We start from the raw sequence: 22,624 nt of genomic DNA on the forward strand, positions 1-22,624 counted from the left end.
ATCCAGAATCAACGAGCAGATCCAGGTGCCGGAGGTGCGGCTTGTGGGCGCCGAGGGAGAGCAGCTCGGCGTGGTGAATACGTCGGAGGCGCTCCAGCGTGCACGGGCGCTCGACCTCGACCTGGTGGAGGTGGCGCCGATGGCCGTTCCGCCGGTCTGCCGGATCATGGATTTCGGCAAGTTCAAGTACATCCAGAGCAAGCGGGAGCAGGAGGCCCGGAAGAAGCAGACGGTGATCCAGGTCAAGGAGATCAAGGTCCGTCCCAAGACCGAGGAGCACGACATCAACACCAAGCTCAAGCATATCCGCCGCTTCCTGGAGGAGGGGGACAAGGTGAAGGTGACCGTCCGGTTCCGCGGGCGGGAGCTGGCCTACGCCTCCCAGAGCGGATTCGAAGTGCTGAAGCACATCGTAGACGCCATCGCGGACGTCGCGAAGGTGGAGTCCGCGCCGAAGATGGAGGGGAAGACGATGATGACCATCGTGACCCCGACGGCGCACAAGAAGAAACCGTTGGCAGCACCCGCGAAACCGGGGCCCGCGGCCCCGGAGGCCGGGAAACAGGAGGGATAGGAGATGCCCAAGATGAAATCGAACCGGGGCGCGAACAAGCGTTTCCGGGCGACCGGCGGCGGCGGGATCAAGCGCGCCAAGTCCGGCAAGAGCCACATCCTGACGAGCAAGGACCGGAAGCGGAAGCGGGGGCTGCGGAAATCCGCCCTCGTGGACAAGACGAACGAGCGTTCGATCCGGCGCCTGCTGCCGTACATTTAACCGAAGGGACATGCCATGCCTCGCGTGAAGAGAGCGGTACATTCGCACAAGAAGCGCCGCAAGATCCTGAAGCTCGCCAAGGGGTTCCGCGGAGGCCACGGGAACCTGCTCCGGTCGGCCAAGGAGGCCGTCGCCCGCGCGCTGCGGTACGCCTACCGCGACCGCCGGACGAAGAAGCGGGAGTTCCGCGCCCTGTGGATCACCCGCGTCAACGCGGCGGCACGGGAGAACGGGCTTTCGTACAGCCAGTTCATGTTCGGCCTGAAGAAGGCGGGGGTCGAGGTGGACCGCAAGATCCTGGCGGACATCGCGGTCAACGACGCCTCCGGCTTCCGGTCGCTCGCCGAAAAAGCAAGAGCCGCGCTGGCGTAGGGGGGCCGTTGTCCGGCACCTCCGATCGGATCGGACGCCTCCTCGAGGAGGGGCTCGCGGCCCTCGCGGCCGCGCGGAGCGAGAGCGACCTCCTCGAGGCGAAAGGGCGGTTCTTCGGCAAGAAGGGGGAGATCTCCGGGATTCTTAAGGGGATCGGTTCCCTCTCCATCGAGGAGCGCAAGGCGCTGGGGGCCGAATCGAACCGCGCCCGCGCCGAGCTCGAATCGGTCTTCGACGCCCGGCTCGAGGAGATCCGCGAACGGGAACGGGACGCCCGGGAGGGGAAGGAGCGGATCGACGTCACCCTTCCCGGGAGGGCGCTCCTCCCCGGCCGGCGGCATCCCATCCTGCAGACGATGGCCGACACCATCGCCGTCTTCCGGCGCCTGGGCTTTTCGGTGCGGACCGGGCCGGACGTGGAGAAGGACTACTATAATTTCGAGGCGCTCAACTTCCCGCCCGAGCACCCCGCGCGAGACATGCAGGACACCTTCTACGTCGAGTCCGACGCGATGGACCTGGTCCTGCGCACCCACACCTCCCCCATCCAGATCCGCACGATGGAGAAGACCCGTCCGCCGGTCCGGATCATCGCTCCCGGGGCGGTGTACCGGTCCGACTCGGACATCACCCACTCCCCGATGTTCCACCAGGTGGAGGGGCTGGCGGTCGACCGGGACATCACGATGGCGGACCTCAAAGGTCTGCTGACCGAGTTCTGCCGGATGACGTTCGGCGCCGAGATGGACATCCAGTGCGTCATCTGCGGCGGCTCCGGCTGCCGCGTCTGCAAGGACACCGGATGGCTCGAGATCCTCGGGGCCGGCATGGTCGACCCGGCGGTGTTCGGCTTCGTAGGGTACGACCCCGAGGAGTACACGGGGTTCGCATTCGGCATGGGCATCGAGCGGATCGCGATGTTGCGCCACGGCATCTCGGACATCCGTCTCTTCTTCGAAAACGACATCCGGTTCCTCTCGCAGTTCTGACCACGGCGGGAGGGGGAGACACCTTCTCTTGAAGATACTCTGGTCCTGGCTCGCGGAGTTCATCGACACGCGGCTCTCGCCCGCGCAGGTGCAGGAGGCGCTGACAATGGCCGGCGTGGAGGTCTCCTCCTGCCGTTTCCTCGGCGAGGGGCTGGACTCCGTGGTCACGGCGAGGATCCTCGGGATGGGGCAGCACCCGAACGCCGACCGGCTGTCGGTGTGCCGGGTCACAGACGGGACGGCGGAGTACGACATCGTCTGCGGCGCGCGGAACATGAAGGCGGGGGATGCCGTGGCGCTTGCGAAGGTCGGCGCCAGGCTCCCCAACGGCGTGGAGATCCGGAAGGCGAAGATCCGCGGACGGCAGTCGGAAGGGATGCTCTGCTCCGAGCAGGAGCTGAAACTCGCGGAGGAGTCGGCCGGGATCCTGATCCTCGCGGAGGACACGGCTCCGGGTCGGCCGCTCGCCGAAGCGCTCGGGCTGTCCGACTGGCTGCTGGAGGTGGAGATCACCCCGAACCGGGGCGACTGCCTGAGCGTACTCGGGGTCGCGCGGGAGATCGCATCCGTCACCGGCGAGGCGGTGCGGATCCCCGACGTATCCGTCCGCGAGGACGGACCTCCGATCGAAAGTCTCGTTACCATCGACGTGTCCGACCCCGGGCTCTGCCCGCGGTACACCGCGCGCGCCGTCACCGGCGTGAAGGTGGGACCGTCCCCCGACTGGATGCGCCGGCGGCTGGCCTTCTGCGGGATCCGGCCGATCAACAACGTCGTCGACGTCACGAACTACCTCCTCCTCGAGACCGGGCAGCCGATGCACGCGTTCGACCTCGAACGTCTGCGCGGCGCCCGCATCGACGTGAAGGCGGAGGCGGAGCCGACGACGTTCACCACACTGGACGGAACGGAGCGGAAGATCGATCCCGGGATGCTCCTCATCCGCGACGGAGAGGGGCCGGTCGCGGTCGCGGGCATCATGGGCGGCCAAAACAGCGAGGTGACCGAAGGCACGACGAAAGTGCTGTTCGAAAGCGCCCACTTCGCCCCCGCCTCGATCCGGCGGACCGGGCGCCGCCTGGGGCTGTCCAGCGAATCGTCGTACCGGTTCGAACGGGGCGTGGATCCGGCGGGGACGGTGTTCGCGGCGGACCGCGCCGTTTCCCTGCTGGCCCGTATGTCGGACGTGGCCGCGGCGAAGGGAGTCATCGACATCGGAGGCGGGGGCTCGCTCGATCGGACCGTACGCTTCCGCCACGCGAGGGCGGAACGGATCATCGGAAAGGGATATTCCCCCGAGGAGTGCGAAGGGATCTTCACACGCCTCGGGTTTCCGGCGACCCGCACGGGAGACGGGGAGTGGCGGGTTTCCGTCCCGTCCTACCGGTTCGACATCGAGCGGGAGATCGACCTGATCGAGGAGATCGCGCGGCTTTCGGGATACGACGCGATTCCCGCGACGTATCCGGAGTCCAAGGCCCCCGATTTTTCCGCCGCCGACCGGTTCGTCGATATTTCCGAGCGGGCATGCGATTACCTTCAGGGGCGCGGGTTCCACCAGGCGGTGAACTTCTCGTTCGTGTCCGGTCGGAAATGGGAGCGCATGGGGAAACTGTTCGGATTCGACGAAGGGGACGCGGTTCGCGTGAAGAATCCGATTTCCGACGAAACGACCCTGATGCGTCCGCACCTGCTGTCGGGACTGCTCCAGAACGTATCCGACAATGTTCGGCGTTTCATCGAGGATGTCCGCCTCTACGAAACGGGAAAAGCCTACGGAAAGCGGTTCGTCGACGGACACTTCGAGGAGCATCGTCTGGGGATCGTCCTTTGCGGCAGGCGCCTGCCGGGAGAGTGGACCGGAGGATCCGCCCCGGTCGATTTCTTCGATATGAAAGGCGTGGCGGAGCCGCTTCTCCACTTCCTCGGATCGGGACCGGTCCACGTCGTTCCCTCCCGGCAACGTCCTTTCCTTGAGGAAGGGAAGGCGGCGGACATCGTTTGCCGCGGCGAGGTCGTCGGCTGGTTCGGGGCGATCCGGCGGGAACTGCTGTCCGAGTATGAAATCGCCGGCCCCGTATTCTATGGGGAAATCCGTCTCGAGGCCGCGACGTCCGCTCCGCCTCCGCCCGGCGCGTATCGTCCGCTTCCGAAATTCCCCCCCGTTTTCCGGGATGTTGCGTGCGTGTTTCCGGACAATGTCCCGGTGGGGGACGTCCTGTCGATGGTTCGGGAAGTCTGCACCGAGATCGCGGACGCGACCGTATTCGACGTGTTTACGGGAGAAAAGATCGGAGAGGGGAAGAAGAGCGTGGCGATCCGGGTGAAATTGCAACCTTCAGACAGAACCTTGACGGACGCCGACGTAAATAGTATACATACCAAGATCGTAAATTTATTGGAGAATCGGTTCGGGGGCAAGATCCGGACCTCTTGAAGGCCGGGAGGAGGCGTCATGACGAAGGCGGACCTGGTCGAGATCGTTTACGAGAAAATCGGGGGGCTCTCGAAAAAGGAGTCCCAGGATATCGTCGAGGCCATCTTCGAAACGATGAAGGGAAGTCTCAAGGAAGGCGAGAAAATCAAGATCTCGGGCTTCGGCAACTTCACCCTCCGCGACAAGCGCCCGAGAAAAGGCCGCAATCCCCAGACCGGAGACGACATCCAGATCACGGCGCGCCGGGTGCTCACGTTCCGGCCGAGCCAGATCCTCAAAACCTACATCAACGAAGAGAAGCCCGCGTAAGAATCGGGGGGATATTGGCAACACCCCAGATTCCGGACAAGTTCTACTTCAAGATCGGGGAAGTCAGCCGCATCTTGGGTGTGAAGCCTTACGTCCTGAGATTCTGGGAGACCGAATTCCGGCTGTCACCCGCGAAGAACCGGTCGCAGCACAGGGTTTACAAGCGTCAGGAGGTGGACACCCTCCTGGAGATCAAGCGGCTGTTGTACGTGGAAAAGTTCACGATCGACGGCGCGCGCACGAAACTGAAGGAGCGGCTGAAGGAGAAGCAGCGACAGCTGAAACTGGAGCTTACGGAAAATCCCTTCAAGATCGAGCTTCGAGCCCTCAGGAAAGAGCTCGTCAAGATTCAATCGATACTTAAATGAACCCCGCTTAACGTAGTGATAATGCAAGACTTGCGTTATCATATTCACAACAAGAGGTTGGGCTGACATGGAACGCGGCGACCGCCCGTGGGGACATTACCTCGTTCTCTTCGAGGACGCGGGATACAAGGTGAAGCGGTTCGTTGTGATCCCGGGCAGGCGCTTGAGCCTCCAGCGGCACAGGATGCGCGCGGAGCACTGGCAGGTGGTACGGGGGGAGGCGCTGGTCACCTTGGGAACGGAGGTCGTGCGCCTCGGACCGGGCGGGACCGCCGTGATCCCGCTGGGCGCCCTGCATCGCGTGGAAAGCGTCGGGAAGGAGGACCTCGTCATCATCGAGGTCCAGATGGGGGAGTACGTCGGAGAGGACGACATCGAGCGGTTCGAGGACGATTTCGGAAGGGCGGAAACGGCGAACGCGCGGCGGAATTGAGATGACAACACCCACTTCGTCCGGTAAAATCGGTACTTCACGGATCGGGACGTAGCGCAGCCTGGTAGCGCACCTGCATGGGGTGCAGGGGGCCGCTGGTTCAAGTCCAGTCGTCCCGACCAGCAGACCCGAAGGGGTTACGAGACGCGATCTCGTAACCCCTTTTCCATGAGAACCTCCAGGGGGTACGATCTTGGACTCGGACGGACACATCATCCTGGTCTCGAACGACGACGGCGTGCGCTCGGAAGGGATCGAGGCGCTCGCGGATGCGATGAGGGAGCTCGGCACGGTGTACGTGGTCGCGCCCGACCGGGAGCGCAGTGCGGCCAGCCACTCCCTGACCTTGAGTCACCCGCTTCGGGTGGAGAAGCTTGGGGCCCGCGTCTACTCGGTCGACGGCACTCCCACCGACTGCGTCAACCTCGGAGTGAACGGGATCCTGAAGGGGAAGAAGGTCGACCTCCTCGTTTCCGGAATCAACAAGGGGGCGAACCTCGGGGACGACATCACATACTCCGGAACCGTTTCCGCGGCGATGGAAGGGACGATGCTCGGCATCCCCTCGATCGCGGTTTCGCTCGTCACGAGGAGCAGGTTCCGTTTCGACGTGGCGGGGGAGTACGCGTTGGCGATCGCGCGGAAGGTGATGCGGCACGGGCTGCCGGACGACACCCTTCTGAACGTCAATGTCCCCAACATGGCGAAGGACGATATCGCCGGGGTGCGGATGACGCGAATGGGGAAGCGGGTATACGGGGACATGATCGTCGAGAAGCGGGACCCCCGGGGGCGGAAATATTACTGGATCGGAGGCGACCACCTGAGCAGCGAAGAGGTGCCGGGCTCCGACCTCGAGGCGGTCGAGGAGAACCACGTTTCGATCACCCCCATCCACCTCGATCTCACGAACTACTCCGCGCTGCGGACTTTGAGGAAATGGACCTGGTGAAGGAAGAGCTCCTCCGGCGCCGGATGGTCGAGGAGCAGATCCGCCGGCGGGGGGTTGCGGACGAACGGGTGCTCGCCGCGATGGAAGCGGTCCCCCGGCACCTCTTCGTCCCGGAGGAACTGCGGCACCTGGCGTACGCGGACGATCCGCTCCCGATCGGCGAGGGGCAGACGATCTCCCAGCCGTACATCGTTGCGGAGATGACGGCGGCGCTTCGACTGTCCGGCGGCGAGAAGGTGCTGGAGATCGGCACCGGGTCCGGATACCAGACCGCGATCCTGGCCCGGATCTGCCAGGAGGTGTACACGGTGGAGCGCCTCCGGTCGCTCAGCGAGGAGGCGTCGAAGCGACTGCTGGCCCTCGGTGTGAGCAACGTCCATTACGAAGTGGGCGACGGATCGCTCGGGAGCCCGTCCAACGCGCCGTTCGACCGGGTCCTTTCCGCGGCCGCGTCCCCGGCGATGCCCTCCCCCTGGTTCGAACAGCTTGCGGAGGGCGGCATCATGGTGCTCCCGGTCGGCGGACGGATGGAGCAGTCGCTCGCGCGCGTCACGAAGCGGGGCGGGAAGCCGGTGTCCGAATACCTGGGTGGATGCCGGTTCGTCCCCCTCGTCGGGAAGCACGGGTTCCGAAGTTGAGGAGGACGGTCTTCGCCGCCGCCTTCCTGGCGTCGGCTCTCTTCGCGGGTTGCGCGTCTCTTTCGCCGGATCGGATCCCGGGGGACGGTGCGGGGAGACCCTCGCCGGCCGACCGGCTCGCCGGCAGAAGATTCGCTCCGCCGGTCGCCGGCGTCGTTTCGTCCGGATTCGGGGGGAGGAGCGGAAGACTCCATGCGGGAGTGGACATCCCCGCTTCGCCGGGAACCGAAGTCCGGGCGGTCGACATCGGAGTGACGCTGTACGCGGGGAACGAACTTCGCGGCTACGGGAACGCCGTCATCCTGGAACACGGCGGAGGGGTGACCACGCTCTACGGACATCTCGGGACGATTCGTGTAAAATCGGGCGATGCCGTGCCGGCGGGGGGTGTCGTCGGGACGGTCGGACGCACGGGGAACGCGACGACGGACCACCTCCACTTCGAGCTGCGCCTCGACGGACAAGCGGTGGATCCGGCGCCCTACCTTCACGACTGAGGTGACGCGATGCCGATGAGCGATCTGAAGAAGAGGATCCGGAACGTCCCCGACTTCCCGAAGAAGGGGATCCAGTTCAAGGACATCACGACGCTCCTTTCCGACCCGGCGTCGTTCCAGCAGGCGATCGACCTGATGGCGCACCGGCACTTCGCGAAGGGGATCGACGCGGTGGTGGGAATCGAGGCGCGCGGATTCGTCATGGGCGCGGCGATGGCGTACAAGCTCGGGACCGGCGTGCTCCTCGTCCGGAAGCCCGGGAAGCTCCCGCACAAGACCGTGTCCGCTTCCTACGACCTCGAGTACGGGAAGGACCGGCTCGAGATCCACGAGGACTCGATCCGTCCCGGGATGCGGGTCGTCGTGGCGGACGACGTGCTGGCGACCGGCGGGACGGTTTCGGCGGTGGTCGGGCTCCTGAACCGGCTCGGGGCGGTTGTTGTAGAATGTTCCTTCCTCGCGGAGCTCACCGCGCTCAAGGGCCGTGAGCGCCTCAAGGGGCAGAAGGTGTATTCTTTGCTGCAATTCGAGGATTGACCCCGGGGAGGGGAGCGCGCCCCCGTAGCTCAGGCGGACAGAGCAGAGGTTTCCTAAACCTTTGGCCGGGTGTTCGAGTCACCCCGGGGGCGCCATCGAATCCACATCCTTGAACGGGAGATGCGCCCGATGACCGTGGAGGCAACCGAACGGGACGAGCGAAGGTATCGCGATCTCTTCGATCACATGCAGGAGGGATTCGCGTACTGCAGGATGAAGTACGTCAACGGCGATGCGGTCGATTTCACCTACCTGTCGGTCAACAAGGCGTTCCAGAAGCTGACGGGCCTCGAGAACGTCGAGGGGAGACCGGTCAGCGAGGTGATACCGGGGATTCGCGCGTCCGATCCCGGGCTGTTCGAGATCTACGGGCGCGTCGCGACCACCGGCAAGCCGGAAAAGTTCGAGACGTACGTCAAGGGGCTGGGCCAGTGGTTTTCCGTCTCCGTCTACAGCCCGGAGCCGGAGCACTTCGTCGCCGTGTTCGACGTCGTCACGGACCGGAAACGGTCGGAGGAGACCGCCCGGAGGGAGACCTCCCTGCGGAACGTCCTGCTGGACAATCTCCCGTGCGTCGCCCTGGTCCTGCGGAAGAAAACCCGGGAGATCGTCGCCTGCAACGAGATGGCGAAGAGGTACGGAGCCGTCGTCGGCAGGGTGTGCTACGACGTCCTCGCGGTTCCCGGGACGCCCTGCCCGTTCTGCCTTGCCCCCGAGGTATGGGAGACCAGCGGGTCCCGCCAGGTCGAAGCCGGATACATGGGGAAGCACTGGTTGGGGATCTGGGTCCCGTTCTCCGACGACCTGTACGTGCATTACATCTTCGAGATCACCGATCGGAAGCGCGCGGAAGAGGAGCGCAGCCGCCTGCAGTCGCAGCTTCAGCAGGCGATGAAGATGGAGGCGGTGGGCCGGCTGGCGGGCGGGGTGGCGCACGATTTCAACAATCTGCTCACGGTGATCCTCGGGAACCTCTCGCTTGCGCTGGGGAAGGTGTCGTCCGGCGACGCGGTGGCGGAGATGCTGGGGGAGGCGAACCGCGCGGCGGAGCGGGCCGCCCGGCTGACCCAGCAGCTGCTGGCGTTCTCGCGGAAGCAGATCATCGAGCCGAAGGTCCTGGACCCGAACGGGCTGGTGATGAACCTGCACACGATGCTGTCGCGCCTGATCGGCGAGAACATCGCTCTGGTTCCGCTGCCGGGAGCGGGTGTGGGATTGGTGAAGGTCGACCCGGGGCAGTTCGAGCAGATCCTGGTGAACCTGGCGGTGAACGCACGGGACGCGATGCCGGACGGCGGCCGCCTGACGATCGAGACGTCGAACGCGGAGCTGGACGCGTCGTACTGCGCGCGGAACCCGGACGTTTCTCCTGGCCGGTACGTCCTGGTGTCGGTGGGGGACACGGGCTGCGGAATGACCGACGAGGTGAAGGCGAAGATCTTCGAGCCGTTCTTCACGACGAAGGAAAAGGGGAGCGGGACGGGACTCGGGCTGTCGATGACGCACGGCGCGGTGAAGCAGGCGGGGGGCTCGATCGCGGTGACGTCGGAGGTCGGAAAGGGGACGACGGTCCGGATCTACCTTCCGCGGGTGGAGGGCGAGAAGGCGCGGGTAGTGGAGGATCCGGCCTCGGAGGAGTTTCCCGGGGGGACGGAGACGGTCCTCCTGGTAGAGGACGAGGAGATGGTGCGGGAGCTTGGCGCCCGCGTGCTGGAGCGTCTGGGGTACAAGGTCCTCATGGCGTCGGGGGGCGCGGAGGCGGTCGCGGTGGCCCGGGAGTTCTCCGGCGGGATCGACCTGCTGTTGACCGACGTCGTGATGCCGGGGATGAACGGGAGCGAACTGGCGTCGCAGCTGATCCTCCTGCACCCGGATATGAAAGTGCTCTTCACGTCCGGGTACACGGAAAACGCGATCGTCCACCACGGGGTGCTGGACGAAGGGGTCTCCTTCATCTGGAAACCGTACACGCCCTCTTCGCTGGCGTGGAAGATCCGGGGGGTGCTGAACGGAAGATGAAGGGCCGGGGCCCGGAGAGCCGGGTCACACGGGGGGGGCCAGCTTCTTCTCCCGCTCGATGAAACGCTCCACGTCCTTTCGGCGGAAACGCCACTGGTTGCCGCTCTTGAATCCCTTCAGGAGACCCCTGCGGGCCATGTCGTTCACGGCGTCCGGGCTCAGGTCGAGCAGTATGGCCAGATCGCGCGTCTTCAGGACATTGGGCATGGTTTCCAGGATCAAGCGAACCCCCGAGCGGCGGACCCGATGCGATGGGTCAAAAATAACATACCGTTATATTGTTGTAAATGGAGTATTTTCGTGAATGCATTATTTCTTTCGTTTTATTATCAATAAGATACGCGAAGGAGCCGATCGGACGTGCGGGTTTTCCTCTATTCCTTGATTTCGATCCCCATCCTGTTCGCAGACGCCGTTCTTCTCTACTCGTTTCCGGCGCGGACGATTGGACGATTCTCCCCGCTGCAATGGGGGCAGGTCGGCGGAGGGGCGTTGATCTACTTCCTCTTCCATTTCATCGTGCGGAAACCGGAGCGGATGTACCTCTGGGCCCACGAATTCACGCACCTGATCGTGGCGAAGATGTTCTTCCGGGAGGTTCACGGTTTCCACATCACTTCCCGCTCGGGGGGAAAGGTGGTGATGGACGGGACCAACGTCGCGATCGACCTCGCCCCGTACGCGGTGCCGCTCTACAACGCGGCGGCCCTGGTCCCGATCGCGCTGCTCCGTGGGAAGTACGAGCACGCGGAGGGGATCTACCTCTGCGGCGCGGCGTTCCTGTTCACGATGCACCTGTGGTTTTCGGCGGAAGGCTTCCTGAACGGACAACCGGACGTCCGGCGCAGCGGGCGGATGTTTTCCGGCGCGGTGGTTCTCCTGTTCCTGACGCTCTGGATTCCGTTCCTCGTCGCGCCGGGAACGGGCGCCGGGTTCCACGGTCTCCACCACCTCTACCGCGCATGGCTGGGGAAGGGATTCGCCGTGGGCCGCGAACTACTTTCGCGGGGAGTCGCCCTTTTTTAATCCCGCGACGATCGCGTCGGCGTTCGTAAGGAATTCCCGGATCCGATCCGCCGTCCACGCTCCGCGCACGACGCCTGCCCCGTCCACCAGGACGGCGGTCGGCGTTTTCTCGACCCCGTACGGGTCCGACGCGATGAAGAAGTCGTTCCGGAGATCGTCGAGGCCGACCGGCATCCGCAGCCCCGTCTCCTTCCGGAAGGAGCGGACGGCGTTGGAGAACCGTTTCCCGTCGAGATTCACCCCGACCGTGCGCAGGGACGCACCGCGCCGGGTGCCGTATCCGTCGATCTCCGGAACCAGTTCCTTGCACGTGGGACAGAAGACGGACCAGAAGACGACCAGGGTCGGTTTCCCGCTCCCGGGCCGGAACGAAACATCCTTTCCGTCGATGTCCTTCAACGAGAATCCGGGGGCCTTTTCGCCGGATCGGACCAGGGGCCGCAGGGCCTGCATTTCCGCGCCGACTCCCGAAGCGGCGGCGGCGAGGACCGAGGCGGCGACCACGACGGCTCCGATCCGCCTGCGAACGATTCCCGGCACAGGCTCTACTCCTTTTCCTGCCGGATCCGCTGGATGACCTCCGCGATCCTCTCCTGCGTCGCCCAGTAGTAGTTCGCCTCGGCGTACCGGATGATCCCCTTCCGGTCGAGGATGACGCTGGTGGGGAGCGCATTGATGCCGAAGGCGTGCCAGGCGTCGAGGTTCCTGTCGAGCAGCACCGGAAAGTCGATCTTCCACTCCTTCAACGTGTTCTTCACCCGCTCGATGTGCGCCCGGGAGATGTTCTGGCTCTCCTGGTTGACGGCGAGCACCACGATGTCGGGGCTCGATTTGTAGATTCCCTGCAGGAACGTCAATTCCTCCCCGCAGCGCGGACACCACGATGCCCAGAAGGCGATCAGGACGATCTTCCCCTTGTAGGAGGATATATCCACGCTCGCTCCCTCGATGGTGGGCAGGGTCACCTTGGGGACCGGCTGCCCGACCTCCACGGTGAGGGCGGACGCGGGGGTCGGCGGGAGTACGGACAGGCAGAGCGCCAGGGCGAGGACGATCGCGGAGATGGCACGGCGCATGGAATCAGGCTCCTTTCGGCGGTGAAGGGTGGCAGCCAAAGCAGATGCTACGGAAATCGGCGCGAGGAAGGAAGTCTTTTTCGGCGAGCGCCCCTTCCGGCAGATACTTGTGGTCGTGTACCGAAGGGGACCCGCCGCGGATCCTCGCGACCGGATGGCAGGAGAGGCACTCCCCGGCGCGATCGGTCTCGCGGCCGTGGTGGCGGGGCGGCGGAAGCACCCGCCCGTCGTGGCAGGACAGGCAGAATTCCCGGGCGCTCATCTTCCTCGGAGCGGAGCGGGCGTCGATCCGATCGGGCCCCCCGCGGAAGTTCTTGCACAGGTCGCACGTCGCCCCCTCGACGATGAGCATGCGGGACGCCCAGAAGGCGAACTGGGAGCGGCGATCGGCGTAGCTCCCGTCCCCCCGGAAGGTGGTGTCGTCCTGCCCCGGCTTCGGGATCAGCCCCTGGAAATGCTTCGCGAGGTTCCCGCCGGGCTGATACCCGACCGGGAACCGGTATTCGCCGGTCATGTCGTGCCCGGTGGTGTGGCAGGACTCGCAGATCATGGTCCTTCGATTCGGGGAAAGCTTTCCGGGATGCACGATCTTTGCCGGCGTGCCGCCGCTCTCGGCGTGCGCACGGCCCGGCCCGTGGCACGCCTCGCACCCGACCCCTTCCTCCACGAACGCCGGGAGGGAAGGGTCGTACCCGGTGACGTGGCACCCCGCGCACGACTTTCTCCAGTCGGGCTCCCGCCAGTACCCGAGGTTCCACTTCCCCTCGCGGATGATCCAGATCGGCGTGCGGACCACGAGCGCGTCCCCCTTCCGGCTGATGAACCGCTGGGCGGTCCGGCTTCCGAGGATGTACGCGATCTCCGAAGGGGGGAACGGCGTGTTGTTGTCGAACTTCGCGAGCAGCGCGTCCGGGTGATTCTTGGGGGAGCGGAGCATGCGGGCGTGCGGGGAGCGCCGCCACTCGGCGTATTCCTTGCGGTGGCAGCGCGAACAGGTCCGGGACCCCGCGTACGAGGCGGTATCGGTGCGCCCGGGAGACGGATTCGATGCGATGGCGCCGGGGGTGTGGCATCGCCCGCACAGTTCGCCTTCGGAATTCGGCACCCGCAGGAAGTAGGTCCGGAACCGTGGGGAGAAGTGCGGGAACACGGTGTCCCGGATCTTTTCGAGCAGCGGCCTGCCGGTGTGGCGCCGGCTCGAGATGGGCGCGGCGTGGGGCGCGTGGCACGTGATGCACGTCATCGTGCCGTCGCTGTCCAGAGGGAGCGAACCGGAGATGCCCCTCCGCGGCGCGATGTCGATCGGGTGCGTGACGTGGGATGCGTGGCATCGGGTGCAGAGGGAATAGATGTCCCGCCGGAAATTCATCTGGCGATACGGCCTTCCCGCCTCCGGCCGTTCGTCGATATGGCATTCCGCGCACCGGGACGGGTCGCGCAGCGCCGCGTGCGGGTCCGAGGCGGTGGAGTGGCTGAAGAGGATCGACTCGGCCGCGTACGCGAAGCCGTACGCGGCGAGGAGGACGGCCAGGATGCGGGCGGCTCGTTTCAAGCGGGACCGACGCGGAATTCCTTCAGGGCGTCGCGAAGCCGGGAGACGGCGTCGCCCGCCGCCGCGACGAGCTGCATCTCCTCGGACGGAAGGGCGTGGCCGCCGAGGGAGAGTCTCGCCTCGGACAGTGCCCGCTCCGCCCGCTCCCCGAGCCGCTGCAGGGCGATGATCCGGTCCGCGTGGGACCGGAGGGAATCCCGGTACGACTCGCCGAGATCGAGCAGGAGGTCCCCGCTGCGAAACCGGAACTCGGGGTCGAGCACTCCCGCACCCAGTTCCTGGAAGAGGAGGCGGAACTTGTGGATCGGCCCCCCGAGTCGGTGCGACTCTCGAAGGGCGAGGAGTAAGGTGAGGCCGATCGTCACGAGGAACGAGATGCCGCCGGCGACGATCACCGCCGGAAGGAGAACCTGCCATGTGTGCCGAAGGCGCAGGTGGACGCTGTAGAAGCTCCTGCCGAGCTCCTCGTCCGCGAGGAAGTAGAGGAGCAGGGACAGAAGGAGGATCCCGCCCGCCCACACCGATCCTACCTTGAGGAGGAACGGTCCCTGGCTGCGGATGTCGATCCAGTAGGTCCGTCGCTTTGTCCGGTTCATGGGTCCCCCGCGGCGAGCGATTGGCGGAACATCCTTCGGCACGAGATCACCTTTAACTTTTCGGCAGAATTGCCGTAAAGTTTACTGTGGGATACCAGTCGGGACGATTCGTCGGGACGGGGGGTTCGCCGGGGGTGGAGAGGATCCGTTCGCAGGACCGATCGGGGGATTTCTTCCTTGTGGCGGTCCTGGTCGCCAATTTCACGTGCGGGATCCTCCTTCTGCTCTGGTTGCGCGCGGATCTGACCCGCGACCTGATCGACGACGAGAGGACGCTCGTCTCCTCCAGGGTCAACTCGTACCTGTGGGGAAAGATCGTCCTGTTTGCGTCGTCCGTGGGCGCCGACGGGCGTTTGATGCCGGTGGGCCGCGGGTTCCCCTCGGAGGTGGGTCCCGTGACATTCGTTCGGGAACTGCCGCCGGACGAAAGCTTCGAACGGGTCCGCTCCGGAACCGGCGGTCTGCTTCCCTTGTTCCTTGGAAGGCCTCGGGAGGAAGCCGGGAGAGGATCCGTGCTCCCGCTGGCGGCCCACGTCGCCGGATTGACCGGATCGGATCGGTACGTGCTCGGATCCGTATCCCTCGCGGACCTTTCCGGGTATTTCACCGACCTCAAGGCACACGGAATCCTTTGCCGGCTGGTCGACTCGGGAGGAAATCACCTCTTCGGGGACAAGGAGGCCTTCGCCGCGCCGGGCGGATCGTGGGTCCTCGGGACCGCGCCGATCCTTGCCGGCGGGATCGGCAACGGGTGGTCCGCGCAGGTTTTCATCATGTCCGCCGGTCCGCACCTTCCCATCCTGCCGCAGGCGATCCTTGCGCTGTTCTTCCTGTTCAACGCCGCGACGCTGGTTTTTCTCCGGAAAAGGTTCCTGCGGCCCCCCCTCGACGCGCTGGACAGGATCTCCGGGGCATTGTCGGAGCAGGGGGAGCTTCTTCCCCGACAAGCGCCTCCGCGCCAGATATCCGACGCGGTGACAAGCCGGTTCGTCCGCTTCCGGAAGGAGATCGAGGAGGAGCGGATCGCCCTCGAGGAGAAGTTCGCGAGGCAGGTCAACGACCTTGGGCAGGCGCACAAGGACCTGGTCGCCCACCACAAGGTGACGAAGAAGATGCTCCAGTCCCGCCGGATCGACGAGGTGTTCGACACCCTCCTGGACGGCATCGCCGAGGGGTACGGATTCCGGGGGGCGCTCCTGGGGAAAGTTTCCAGGGACGGTTTCGTCGTTTTCGCCGGGGAGCCGGATCCGCTGTCCGGCGTTCCGACGCGGATCCCGTTGTGGAATCCGAACTCTCTCCTTGCGAGGACATTCTGGAGCGGGACAAGCGCCTTCCTGCCGACTCCGCTCGAAACGCCCCACCTCCCGGAAGAGGAGGCGATCCTGGGGGAGCGTGGCGGGGCTTCGTACGTCGTGCCGGTCACGAGGAACCTCAAGTCGCGGTGCGCCGACATCAGGAATTGCGGCGATCGGAGCTGCATCAATTTCTTTTCCGAGAACCTGAAGTGCTGGCTTCGTCGGATCCCCCCCGGATCGTTCATTCCCGACGCCGACCCGGAGCAGTTCCGGGTGCCGCTCGAGGGGTGCCTTCAGTGCGAGGTCTTCCCGTCGGCGGCGCTTCTTGTGCTCCGCACCGTCCCGAACGGGAAGGGGATCACTCGGGAAACCGTCGTCCCGGTCTCCACCCTTGCGTCCGAGGCGACGCTTGCCCTTGAGGTCGTATCCCTCTACGACAACATGAAGTTAATGGCTATAACCGATGGTTTAACAGGGCTTTTCAATCACAGAGAGTTCTACAATGCGCTCCGCCGGGAACTGGAACGGGCTCGTCGGTACAAGCACAACATGTCCCTTCTCATGATCGATGTGGACGACTTCAAGCAGTTCAACGATCGATTCGGCCACCCCGCAGGGGACATCGCGCTGAGGAAAATCGCCGACCTGATACGCGGATGCGCCCGCACCACGGACATCATCGCGAGATACGGAGGGGAGGAGTTCGCCCTCATCCTGCCGGAATCCCAGCCGGTCGGCGCCTTGATGGTAGCGGAGAGGATCAAGACGGAGATCTCATATCACAACTTCATCCCGAACGCGAGCAAACCGGTACATCTAACCGTAAGCGTTGGTGTATTTTCATCGGAAGACGGCGGGGTCTCGGAAGACCAGATGGTTTCCCTTGCGGACGAGGCGGCATACACCGCAAAGCAGCAGGGGAAGAACCGGGTCGTGGTGAAGGCGGCCACATAAGATGGATCCGAATGGACGCGAGCCTTTCGACAGCCGGTTCAAGGCCGCCGTCGAAAGGAACTTCGACCAGAGCGCGCAGGCGTACGACCTGTTCGAAGGGAAACACCATCTCTTCGAGACGCTTACGCAAAAGCAGCTGGAACTGATCGAGCCGTCGCGCCCGGAACGGATCCTGGACGTGGGATGCGGGACCGGGATATCGACCCTTGCGCTCCACAAGTCGCTCGCGGGCCGATCTCCCCACATTTACGCGATCGACATCAGCGAGGCGATGCTCCACCAGGCGAAGGAGCGATGCCGCAAGGCGAGGGGGGTGTATTTCGTACGCGGGGACGCGGAAAATCTGGAGGCGTATTTCCACGAGGCGTTCGACGCGATCTTCTACACCGCCTCCGTTTTCCTTCTCCCGAGATTCGCCGATTCGATCCGACAGGCGAGCCGGCTGCTTCTTCCGGGAGGGGTTCTTTCCATCAGCTACTATTCCGGATTATTCACGTCGGAAGGGGAGGATGCCATCCGGAAGACATTCCCGGAGTTGAGGTACCAGTACGGGGCATTTCCCATCCACGAACTCCTGGCGTGCCTCGAATCGCTACACGAATACCGGACGACGAAGGTCGACCTGCGTTTCGAGGCGACAAGGGAGTTCCTGTTCGATTTCCTGTCCATTCCGGCGCAGTCGGCGGGACTGTTTCCAAAGGTTCCGTACCTGGAACGCATTCCGATGGTCCGGGATCTGTGCGCGGTGCTGGAAGCGAAGGCCGGGCCGATCTACATGGGGTGGAAGGTGCTGATCGCCCGGAAGTGAGCGTTGCCGCCATTCGACGTTATTTGACATAATATACATTACCAGACGTAACCGCCCCATGGATCGCATTTTGATCCTTCTCTGAATTGGTGTCAAGACCAATTTTTCCCCTTCATAATCGGTCCTCCGCTTCGCGTCGCTCACCTGGTCCTTTATCGTTTGCCTGTTGGGTAAAACATCAGACAATAATCTTGCGGGTGCGACGCGCTCCACGGGAGCTACGCTTTTTCGTACCAGGACGCCTGTTGCTGCGCCCCGCCAATGCGACAAAGTACCTCGCGGGGCGCATTCGTCTATAAGTGGTTGGTTTGCTTTGCGGGTAATAGTTACACACGCGCTGCGCTTTGTGGCGACATACGGGCTGAGTCCGGACTGTATTTGGAACGAATCAACATCTATCTTTGAAAATTGTTATTTCAATTTTTTATCAAGTATTGAACTTATAATATTAATTTCTTCTGTTATTTTATGTGCTTTTAAATATGCATTTATCCATAATTCTCTAAATACAGTGTAAACGTGTTCATATTTCTCCCCAAGTAATCTCTGAAAATCAATACCCTCAAAGTCTTTTCGGTTAAGAATAAATATGATTTGCCTCCCTTTAGATAATGATAGCGCATGATCGGGAGGTGCGTCTCTTTCATCCAAATCAGGTATCTCTTTTAATGATAGCCCATATTCTCCTTCTAATGGAGCAACAAGCATGCTTGTGTCAGCGGTTTTTTCCCATTGAATTACACCTTTTAAGGTACCTTTAAATATCTTTGTGAATAAAGCTATAACTTCTGCATTTATTGGAAAGTCGGCCATATGATCCCCTCTCTACTTTTTGTTGATTGTTGATTCGTACTTTCCATATTCTGCTGCCAGAATAGTACTTAGCCTAACAGCTACAGAGAGTATTCCTGACATTTCTGATTGATTAGGGGTTCTAATTATAAATTTCCTGAATTGTGAATTCAATGTATCTAATTGAGTTATTGTCAAACTAAGATTTGATTTCGTATCATCACAAAAATGATCAGACCATCTGTTTATTATAAACGTTAGCCTAAGAATTAGCCTATTACAAATAAATGATGCAACTGGCCAAATACTATTTTCAGAGTTAATTTTAATTAAATTAATATCATCTCCGCATTCCCTTAACTCTTGAGCGACAGATTTTCTCTCTATAAGATTTCTTGCCTCAACTGCGGCTTCCTCTGCCCGCTTAGACACTTTCAAAACATAAAGAGTAAAAATAAGACCAAATAAGCTCGCTATGTTCCCCCAATTTATCAATAACCAATCAGCAATATTGTTAATCATTATGGTTTATAAAACCTCGAATTTCAAAAATGCCACCTATCCACCCTTCTGTTTCGATAACACACGGTTGCATAACTGTGTTTCTATGTCAAGAAGGAGCGAAAAGTTGAAGAAAGAATTAATCTTTTTTGAAGATGATTGTTCGGAATGCACCATCAAGTGAATCGAAATATCAGGGTGCTGTTAGTTCTAACGGACTTCCGGTTCCGCCTAGAAAATCCAACCCGCGGTGGCCATGAAGAAGGACGGCCAAGCCCTCCGGGCTTTGCCCGTCCTTGTATCCAATCGTAAAAGTGATTCTTGGATTTGGTTATGATGATCCCATCAAGCACCGGGGATCTTCCAAAAATTCCCCGTGCTTCCTCGATACGTATCAAGTCCGGGTGTGCCTGCGACGCTGTGACTCGCTCTCGACCGAGAAGCCGTACGATCTACACCTTAGAGCGTCACCGAGTCCAGCAGGACAGCAGCTCCGCCAAAGTGTCCCGCCTGTCCAAAACGGCACACCCGTTATCCTTGGCGCGAGCCCAGAGCATTCTGGCATCATCCACATGCCCCCTTGACCGGCTTCTCGGCGACGTACGCTATATTTCCTTGCGGACGTCAGATGTACCCTATCTCCCGGTTGGTGAGCGTCGGCCTCGATTCTCGGAATTCAATTTAACGTTATTCCCGAAGCCCCAGGATATAAGCCAGCAGCCCCCTTTCACTTATTTATGAAGCATCCCCGCCAGCAACATCGCTCACGTTCGAACTTCCGAGCAGAAGAAATCAGGGCTTCGACCTCCTGCCGCAAGTAGCCCTTTTCCCGTGGCCCCAAATGCTCTGCCGCTTCCTTTCGATTGTTCAACCACTCCCTCATTTTCCGGAATCTTTCCGTGTCCGTTCCTTCCAGCAAGCGGAACACAGGAAGAACCGTTTTGACGCACCATTCCTTGTACAGGACAAGAGATTCAAGGCGCGCCTGTTCCTTTTCGTCGGAAACAGCGTTCGCCCTGACCTTATAGAAAAACGGTTGTGTGAATTGATGAACGAGAGAGAGAAAACGGAGAATTTCTTTTACCGCAACCTGATCGGTTTCCATGACGATCCGGTAGCGGTCGCCATGCTGCCGAACTTCGATGAGTTTGAAATCAGAATTGACTTGAGAGTTGCTAAGCATATCCGACCGGCCCCCATCATCCAACAAGGGATTTTCCGGCGGATACGCATGTTTCTTACAACCACGAAGTTCAGTTCGACTGTGTCCGTGCCCGGTAGCATCAACACAGCCCTGTGGTTCTTGGGGGTATTCTATCGAATTCCGCCGCCCCGTCAAGGAGTATTTTCTCCTTTAAGGACGGAAGGTTAATATACATTACCAGACGCAGCAGGAATCGATAATCCCCGGGGATTCAAGCCCCCCACATCCGCTCCGAGAAGTCCGATCCCGGCAGTTCAGCGGAAAACGTCCCGTACATGGGCCACCGCTCCCCAAGCGTCCCCTTCGGCTGGATCGTGATGAAGAACTCCAGCCGTTCGTCCTTCACGCAGTCGATCAGCTCGAACGGAAACCCGATCTCCACGACTTTCGAATACGCCATCCGCACACCGAATTCGTGTTCGGCCTCCAGGACGGATGGACCCGGGTCCGCGTGGTGGGATCCGCCGAAACCGGAAAACGTGCACGAAGATGTTCCCTCCGGAAGATTCAGGTCGATTCGCATCTTCCGGTTCTTTTCGGGGAAAAGAAGCTCCAGGGTGACCTCGGTCGTGTTCTCCGTCGCCACCGGGTCGATGTCGAACCGAAAGAACAGTTCGGTCTTGCTGAAGCCGTAGAAGAACGAGGAAAGGATAAGGCGAGCGGCCCGGTGCATCGTGCCGAATTCGGGGTTCGGGATGTAATGGAAGGCAGAACTCCATTCGAAATAGGAAGTTACGATCCCGTCGATGTTCGGATGGATGTAGGACATTGGCGCCGGTATGGCGTTTTTCCTGGACGGAATCCTTTCGGCTTTGATGATCGGAACATCCAGCATATCCGGTGGATTAATGCCCATCGAATTATATGCGGCTTTAATGTTGTGGCGAAACAGGCGGTCGAATTCGGGACCGTGCGGAGTGAAATGGTCGTCCCCGTACCACCAGCACCAGTCGGACCCTTCCGCCGCGAATATGTACTCCTCGGCCTCCTTCAGTTTTTCCGGCACCGCCTCTCCCGATTTTTCGAAGTTCCCCGCCTTCGATTCCCAGAGGGATCGAACCCGCGACAACATGTCCCAGGCGGCGTGGTCCTCGGGGTGCCCGATCCATATATGGAATGTCCCGTCGATCCAGGAGCCGGTAGGAACCGACGGCAGCTCCTCGAACGTCCGGGTCTGTTCAAGCGCCTCGGAAACGGGCACGCATTCGACCACGGGACGGAGCTGCTCGAGTTTCGACATGAGCGTCCTCAGGAAGTAGACTCCGGAATCCGGAAAATATTCCCAGGCGTTTTCGCCGTCCAGGATCACGGGGACGATCGGATCGTCTCCGTAATATGTTGAATTGTTACTTGATAATGAATCGTATATGCACTTGATATTATGTACAAAATTATTTGCGGCATCGTCCGCGTTCCACCGGGAATACTCGAAGCCGATGAGGTCCGAAAGACGATGGTCGCGGAAGAGGATCCGGATATCGCCCGAAGGGGTTTTCACGGAGTACGGCCGGTACAGCCATCGGGGCTCCATGGGAATACCGTCGGAATTCCGATGGATCGGTTTGCCGAGCGCCTTGGAAAGGAGCGCCTCGTCCGTTGCGATCCAGCGAAAACCCGCCTCGGAGGCGAGATCGAGGGTCGCGGGGCTGATGGACCCTTCCGACGGCCATAAACCTTTCGGATTCGCCCCGAACAGGTCGCGGAAGACGTCCCTCCCCCGCTCCAGCTGCCTTCGGGCGTCTCGCGGGAAGGAGAACGGCATCGAGGGGAGCGACGCGCCCGGCCACGCGTCCTGCGCGGACCGGTTGTCGATCAGCAGGGGGAGGATGGGATGGTACATCGGGGACGACGAAAGCTCCCCGCCGTCCTCCTTCTCGAGTTTCCGGTACTCGTCGAACATGGCGCCCATCACGTCGATCTGGCGGTCGAGGACGTACTGCTTCTCTCTCTCCGTGTACCGACCGCCCTTTCGCCAGAGCCGGGATAGCTCTGGGTCCTCCTCGAGATGGAGCGGGTGGTACCAGGCCAGGTTGAACAGGGTGACGAGGTCGGTGTACTCCGAAGCGCCGAAGGTCCCCGAGCGGCCGTTTCCCCGGAGGGAGCGGATCGCGTTTTCATGTCCACGGAACAGCTCCGCGTACCGGGGCTGGGGGAGGATCATCGTCGGCGCGAACGCGGAAAAGAAGTTCCGGAGGATGAATTCCTCCTCGTCCCTCGAAAGGTCCAGGGCGTTTTTCCGGGAAACGGCGAGGAAGATGTCTTCCGCTCCGTTTTCGACGTAGTCCCGGACCTGGATCAGCAGGGAGGGGACCAGGTTGAACGTGTGCCGCACGCCCCGGAACTCGCGGAAGATCCGCGGGAGGGAGACGTAATCCTTGACCGCGTGGAGGCGCACCCATGGGAGGGTGTAGGTCCCGGTTTCCGGGTCCTTGTAGTACGGCTGGTGCATGTGCCAGAGAAAACAGAGTCTGAGCTTCATCTCGCCCCCCACCCT

The 22,624-nt window shown here is 61.9% G+C and carries 25 protein-coding genes and 2 tRNA genes; 18 read left to right on the plus strand and 9 right to left on the minus strand.

Going from position 1 to position 22,624, the window contains the following annotated elements; translation table 11 throughout:
- The first annotated feature begins 25 nt into the window (after positions 1–25).
- The 15 genes from HZB86_02425 to HZB86_02495 all read left to right on the plus strand — a co-directional run bounded on the left by HZB86_02425 (position 26) and on the right by HZB86_02495 (position 10,326).
- Positions 26–574 carry a translation initiation factor IF-3 gene (locus tag HZB86_02425; GenBank protein ID MBI5904397.1) on the plus strand — a complete coding sequence of 183 codons (549 nt, stop codon included), beginning with the start codon at positions 26–28 and terminating at the stop codon, positions 572–574.
- 3 nt (positions 575–577) lie between these two features.
- Positions 578–775, plus strand: a complete 198-nt coding sequence (rpmI, locus tag HZB86_02430) for a 50S ribosomal protein L35 (GenBank protein ID MBI5904398.1) — start codon at positions 578–580, stop codon at positions 773–775.
- A 15-nt stretch (positions 776–790) separates the two neighbouring features.
- The gene (gene rplT, locus HZB86_02435; GenBank protein ID MBI5904399.1) at positions 791–1,147 is read left to right on the plus strand and encodes a 50S ribosomal protein L20; all 357 of its coding nucleotides are present in this window, start codon (positions 791–793) and stop codon (positions 1,145–1,147) included.
- A gap of 8 nt (positions 1,148–1,155) precedes the next feature.
- Positions 1,156–2,136 (plus strand): phenylalanine--tRNA ligase subunit alpha, encoded by a 981-nt coding sequence (pheS, locus tag HZB86_02440; GenBank protein ID MBI5904400.1) that lies wholly within the window; start codon positions 1,156–1,158, stop codon positions 2,134–2,136.
- 28 nt (positions 2,137–2,164) lie between these two features.
- Complete coding sequence (locus tag HZB86_02445; protein MBI5904401.1) at positions 2,165–4,573, plus strand: phenylalanine--tRNA ligase subunit beta; 2,409 nt, start codon at positions 2,165–2,167, stop codon at positions 4,571–4,573.
- An 18-nt stretch (positions 4,574–4,591) separates the two neighbouring features.
- The gene (locus tag HZB86_02450; GenBank protein ID MBI5904402.1) at positions 4,592–4,882 is read left to right on the plus strand and encodes an integration host factor subunit alpha; all 291 of its coding nucleotides are present in this window, start codon (positions 4,592–4,594) and stop codon (positions 4,880–4,882) included.
- Positions 4,883–4,896: 14 nt separating this feature from the next.
- A complete protein-coding gene (locus HZB86_02455; GenBank protein ID MBI5904403.1) occupies positions 4,897–5,250 on the plus strand; it encodes a MerR family transcriptional regulator in 354 nt (117 codons plus the stop codon).
- Positions 5,251–5,317: 67 nt separating this feature from the next.
- Positions 5,318–5,683, plus strand: a complete 366-nt coding sequence (locus tag HZB86_02460; protein MBI5904404.1) for a phosphomannose isomerase type II C-terminal cupin domain — start codon at positions 5,318–5,320, stop codon at positions 5,681–5,683.
- A gap of 45 nt (positions 5,684–5,728) precedes the next feature.
- Positions 5,729–5,805 (plus strand) — tRNA-Pro (locus HZB86_02465).
- An 89-nt stretch (positions 5,806–5,894) separates the two neighbouring features.
- On the plus strand, positions 5,895–6,635 hold the full coding sequence (surE, locus tag HZB86_02470; protein ID MBI5904405.1) for a 5'/3'-nucleotidase SurE: 741 nt from the start codon (positions 5,895–5,897) through the stop codon (positions 6,633–6,635).
- Positions 6,623–7,273 (plus strand): protein-L-isoaspartate(D-aspartate) O-methyltransferase, encoded by a 651-nt coding sequence (locus tag HZB86_02475; protein MBI5904406.1) that lies wholly within the window; start codon positions 6,623–6,625, stop codon positions 7,271–7,273. Before surE ends, HZB86_02475 begins: the two co-directional genes overlap by 13 nt.
- Positions 7,228–7,770: a M23 family metallopeptidase gene (locus HZB86_02480; protein MBI5904407.1), complete on the plus strand. Its 543-nt coding sequence runs from the start codon at positions 7,228–7,230 to the stop codon at positions 7,768–7,770. The genes HZB86_02475 and HZB86_02480 overlap by 46 nt, the downstream gene beginning before the upstream one ends.
- Positions 7,771–7,785: 15 nt before the next feature.
- Positions 7,786–8,307 carry an adenine phosphoribosyltransferase gene (locus HZB86_02485; GenBank protein ID MBI5904408.1) on the plus strand — a complete coding sequence of 174 codons (522 nt, stop codon included), beginning with the start codon at positions 7,786–7,788 and terminating at the stop codon, positions 8,305–8,307.
- 18 nt (positions 8,308–8,325) lie between these two features.
- Positions 8,326–8,402, plus strand: a tRNA-Arg gene (locus tag HZB86_02490).
- 34 nt (positions 8,403–8,436) lie between these two features.
- A complete protein-coding gene (locus HZB86_02495; GenBank protein MBI5904409.1) occupies positions 8,437–10,326 on the plus strand; it encodes a response regulator in 1,890 nt (629 codons plus the stop codon).
- Between the two features lie 24 nt (positions 10,327–10,350).
- Here HZB86_02495 and HZB86_02500 read toward each other — a convergent pair whose 3' ends face one another.
- Positions 10,351–10,548 carry a helix-turn-helix domain-containing protein gene (locus tag HZB86_02500; GenBank protein ID MBI5904410.1) on the minus strand — a complete coding sequence of 66 codons (198 nt, stop codon included), beginning with the start codon at positions 10,546–10,548 and terminating at the stop codon, positions 10,351–10,353.
- 138 nt (positions 10,549–10,686) lie between these two features.
- On the opposite strand from HZB86_02500, the gene HZB86_02505 reads away from it, so the two are divergent.
- On the plus strand, positions 10,687–11,352 hold the full coding sequence (locus tag HZB86_02505; GenBank protein MBI5904411.1) for a M50 family metallopeptidase: 666 nt from the start codon (positions 10,687–10,689) through the stop codon (positions 11,350–11,352).
- Here HZB86_02505 and HZB86_02510 read toward each other — a convergent pair.
- The 4 genes from HZB86_02510 to HZB86_02525 are packed head-to-tail and all read right to left on the minus strand — an operon-like array spanning position 11,323 to position 14,576.
- A complete protein-coding gene (locus HZB86_02510) occupies positions 11,323–11,892 on the minus strand; it encodes a TlpA family protein disulfide reductase (GenBank protein ID MBI5904412.1) in 570 nt (189 codons plus the stop codon). The genes HZB86_02505 and HZB86_02510 overlap by 30 nt on opposite strands.
- 5 nt (positions 11,893–11,897) lie before the next feature.
- Positions 11,898–12,428, minus strand: coding sequence for a TlpA family protein disulfide reductase (locus tag HZB86_02515; GenBank protein ID MBI5904413.1), 531 nt, complete (start codon positions 12,426–12,428; stop codon positions 11,898–11,900).
- A 4-nt stretch (positions 12,429–12,432) separates the two neighbouring features.
- Positions 12,433–13,980, minus strand: a complete 1,548-nt coding sequence (locus HZB86_02520; protein MBI5904414.1) for a hypothetical protein — start codon at positions 13,978–13,980, stop codon at positions 12,433–12,435.
- The gene (locus HZB86_02525; protein ID MBI5904415.1) at positions 13,977–14,576 is read right to left on the minus strand and encodes a hypothetical protein; all 600 of its coding nucleotides are present in this window, start codon (positions 14,574–14,576) and stop codon (positions 13,977–13,979) included. Before HZB86_02525 ends, HZB86_02520 begins: the two co-directional genes overlap by 4 nt.
- A gap of 134 nt (positions 14,577–14,710) precedes the next feature.
- Between HZB86_02525 and HZB86_02530 the strand changes: the two genes are divergently transcribed.
- Together HZB86_02530 and HZB86_02535 are read left to right on the plus strand one after the other, a co-directional pair.
- Positions 14,711–16,825, plus strand: coding sequence for a GGDEF domain-containing protein (locus HZB86_02530; GenBank protein MBI5904416.1), 2,115 nt, complete (start codon positions 14,711–14,713; stop codon positions 16,823–16,825).
- Between the two features lies 1 nt (position 16,826).
- A complete protein-coding gene (locus HZB86_02535; GenBank protein MBI5904417.1) occupies positions 16,827–17,633 on the plus strand; it encodes a methyltransferase domain-containing protein in 807 nt (268 codons plus the stop codon).
- A gap of 411 nt (positions 17,634–18,044) precedes the next feature.
- Here the strand turns inward: HZB86_02535 and HZB86_02540 are convergent, their stop codons facing one another.
- The 4 genes from HZB86_02540 to HZB86_02555 all read right to left on the minus strand — a co-directional run bounded on the left by HZB86_02540 (position 18,045) and on the right by HZB86_02555 (position 22,609).
- A complete protein-coding gene (locus HZB86_02540; protein MBI5904418.1) occupies positions 18,045–18,446 on the minus strand; it encodes a hypothetical protein in 402 nt (133 codons plus the stop codon).
- Positions 18,447–18,458: 12 nt separating this feature from the next.
- Positions 18,459–18,857 carry a hypothetical protein gene (locus HZB86_02545; protein MBI5904419.1) on the minus strand — a complete coding sequence of 133 codons (399 nt, stop codon included), beginning with the start codon at positions 18,855–18,857 and terminating at the stop codon, positions 18,459–18,461.
- Positions 18,858–19,653: 796 nt separating this feature from the next.
- Positions 19,654–20,265 (minus strand): hypothetical protein, encoded by a 612-nt coding sequence (locus HZB86_02550; protein MBI5904420.1) that lies wholly within the window; start codon positions 20,263–20,265, stop codon positions 19,654–19,656.
- A gap of 76 nt (positions 20,266–20,341) precedes the next feature.
- Positions 20,342–22,609, minus strand: coding sequence for a glycoside hydrolase (locus HZB86_02555; protein MBI5904421.1), 2,268 nt, complete (start codon positions 22,607–22,609; stop codon positions 20,342–20,344).
- Between the last annotated feature and the right edge of the window lie 15 nt (positions 22,610–22,624).

This window comes from Deltaproteobacteria bacterium (genome assembly GCA_016234845.1).
Taxonomy (GTDB): Bacteria; Desulfobacterota; Deferrimicrobia; order Deferrimicrobiales; family Deferrimicrobiaceae; genus JACRNP01.

Coding starts and splice junctions, on each gene's coding strand:
- rpmI (MBI5904398.1), top strand. CDS start 578: ATGCCCAAGATGAAATCGAACCGGGGCGCGAACAAGCGTTTCCGGGCG.
- rplT (MBI5904399.1), top strand. CDS start 791: ATGCCTCGCGTGAAGAGAGCGGTACATTCGCACAAGAAGCGCCGCAAG.
- HZB86_02450 (MBI5904402.1), top strand. CDS start 4,592: ATGACGAAGGCGGACCTGGTCGAGATCGTTTACGAGAAAATCGGGGGG.
- HZB86_02460 (MBI5904404.1), top strand. CDS start 5,318: ATGGAACGCGGCGACCGCCCGTGGGGACATTACCTCGTTCTCTTCGAG.
- HZB86_02475 (MBI5904406.1), top strand. CDS start 6,623: ATGGACCTGGTGAAGGAAGAGCTCCTCCGGCGCCGGATGGTCGAGGAG.
- HZB86_02480 (MBI5904407.1), top strand. CDS start 7,228: ATGCCGGTTCGTCCCCCTCGTCGGGAAGCACGGGTTCCGAAGTTGAGG.
- HZB86_02485 (MBI5904408.1), top strand. CDS start 7,786: ATGAGCGATCTGAAGAAGAGGATCCGGAACGTCCCCGACTTCCCGAAG.
- HZB86_02495 (MBI5904409.1), top strand. CDS start 8,437: ATGACCGTGGAGGCAACCGAACGGGACGAGCGAAGGTATCGCGATCTC.
- HZB86_02515 (MBI5904413.1), bottom strand. CDS start 12,428: ATGCGCCGTGCCATCTCCGCGATCGTCCTCGCCCTGGCGCTCTGCCTG.
- HZB86_02525 (MBI5904415.1), bottom strand. CDS start 14,576: ATGAACCGGACAAAGCGACGGACCTACTGGATCGACATCCGCAGCCAG.
- HZB86_02535 (MBI5904417.1), top strand. CDS start 16,827: ATGGATCCGAATGGACGCGAGCCTTTCGACAGCCGGTTCAAGGCCGCC.
- HZB86_02540 (MBI5904418.1), bottom strand. CDS start 18,446: ATGGCCGACTTTCCAATAAATGCAGAAGTTATAGCTTTATTCACAAAG.
- HZB86_02555 (MBI5904421.1), bottom strand. CDS start 22,609: ATGAAGCTCAGACTCTGTTTTCTCTGGCACATGCACCAGCCGTACTAC.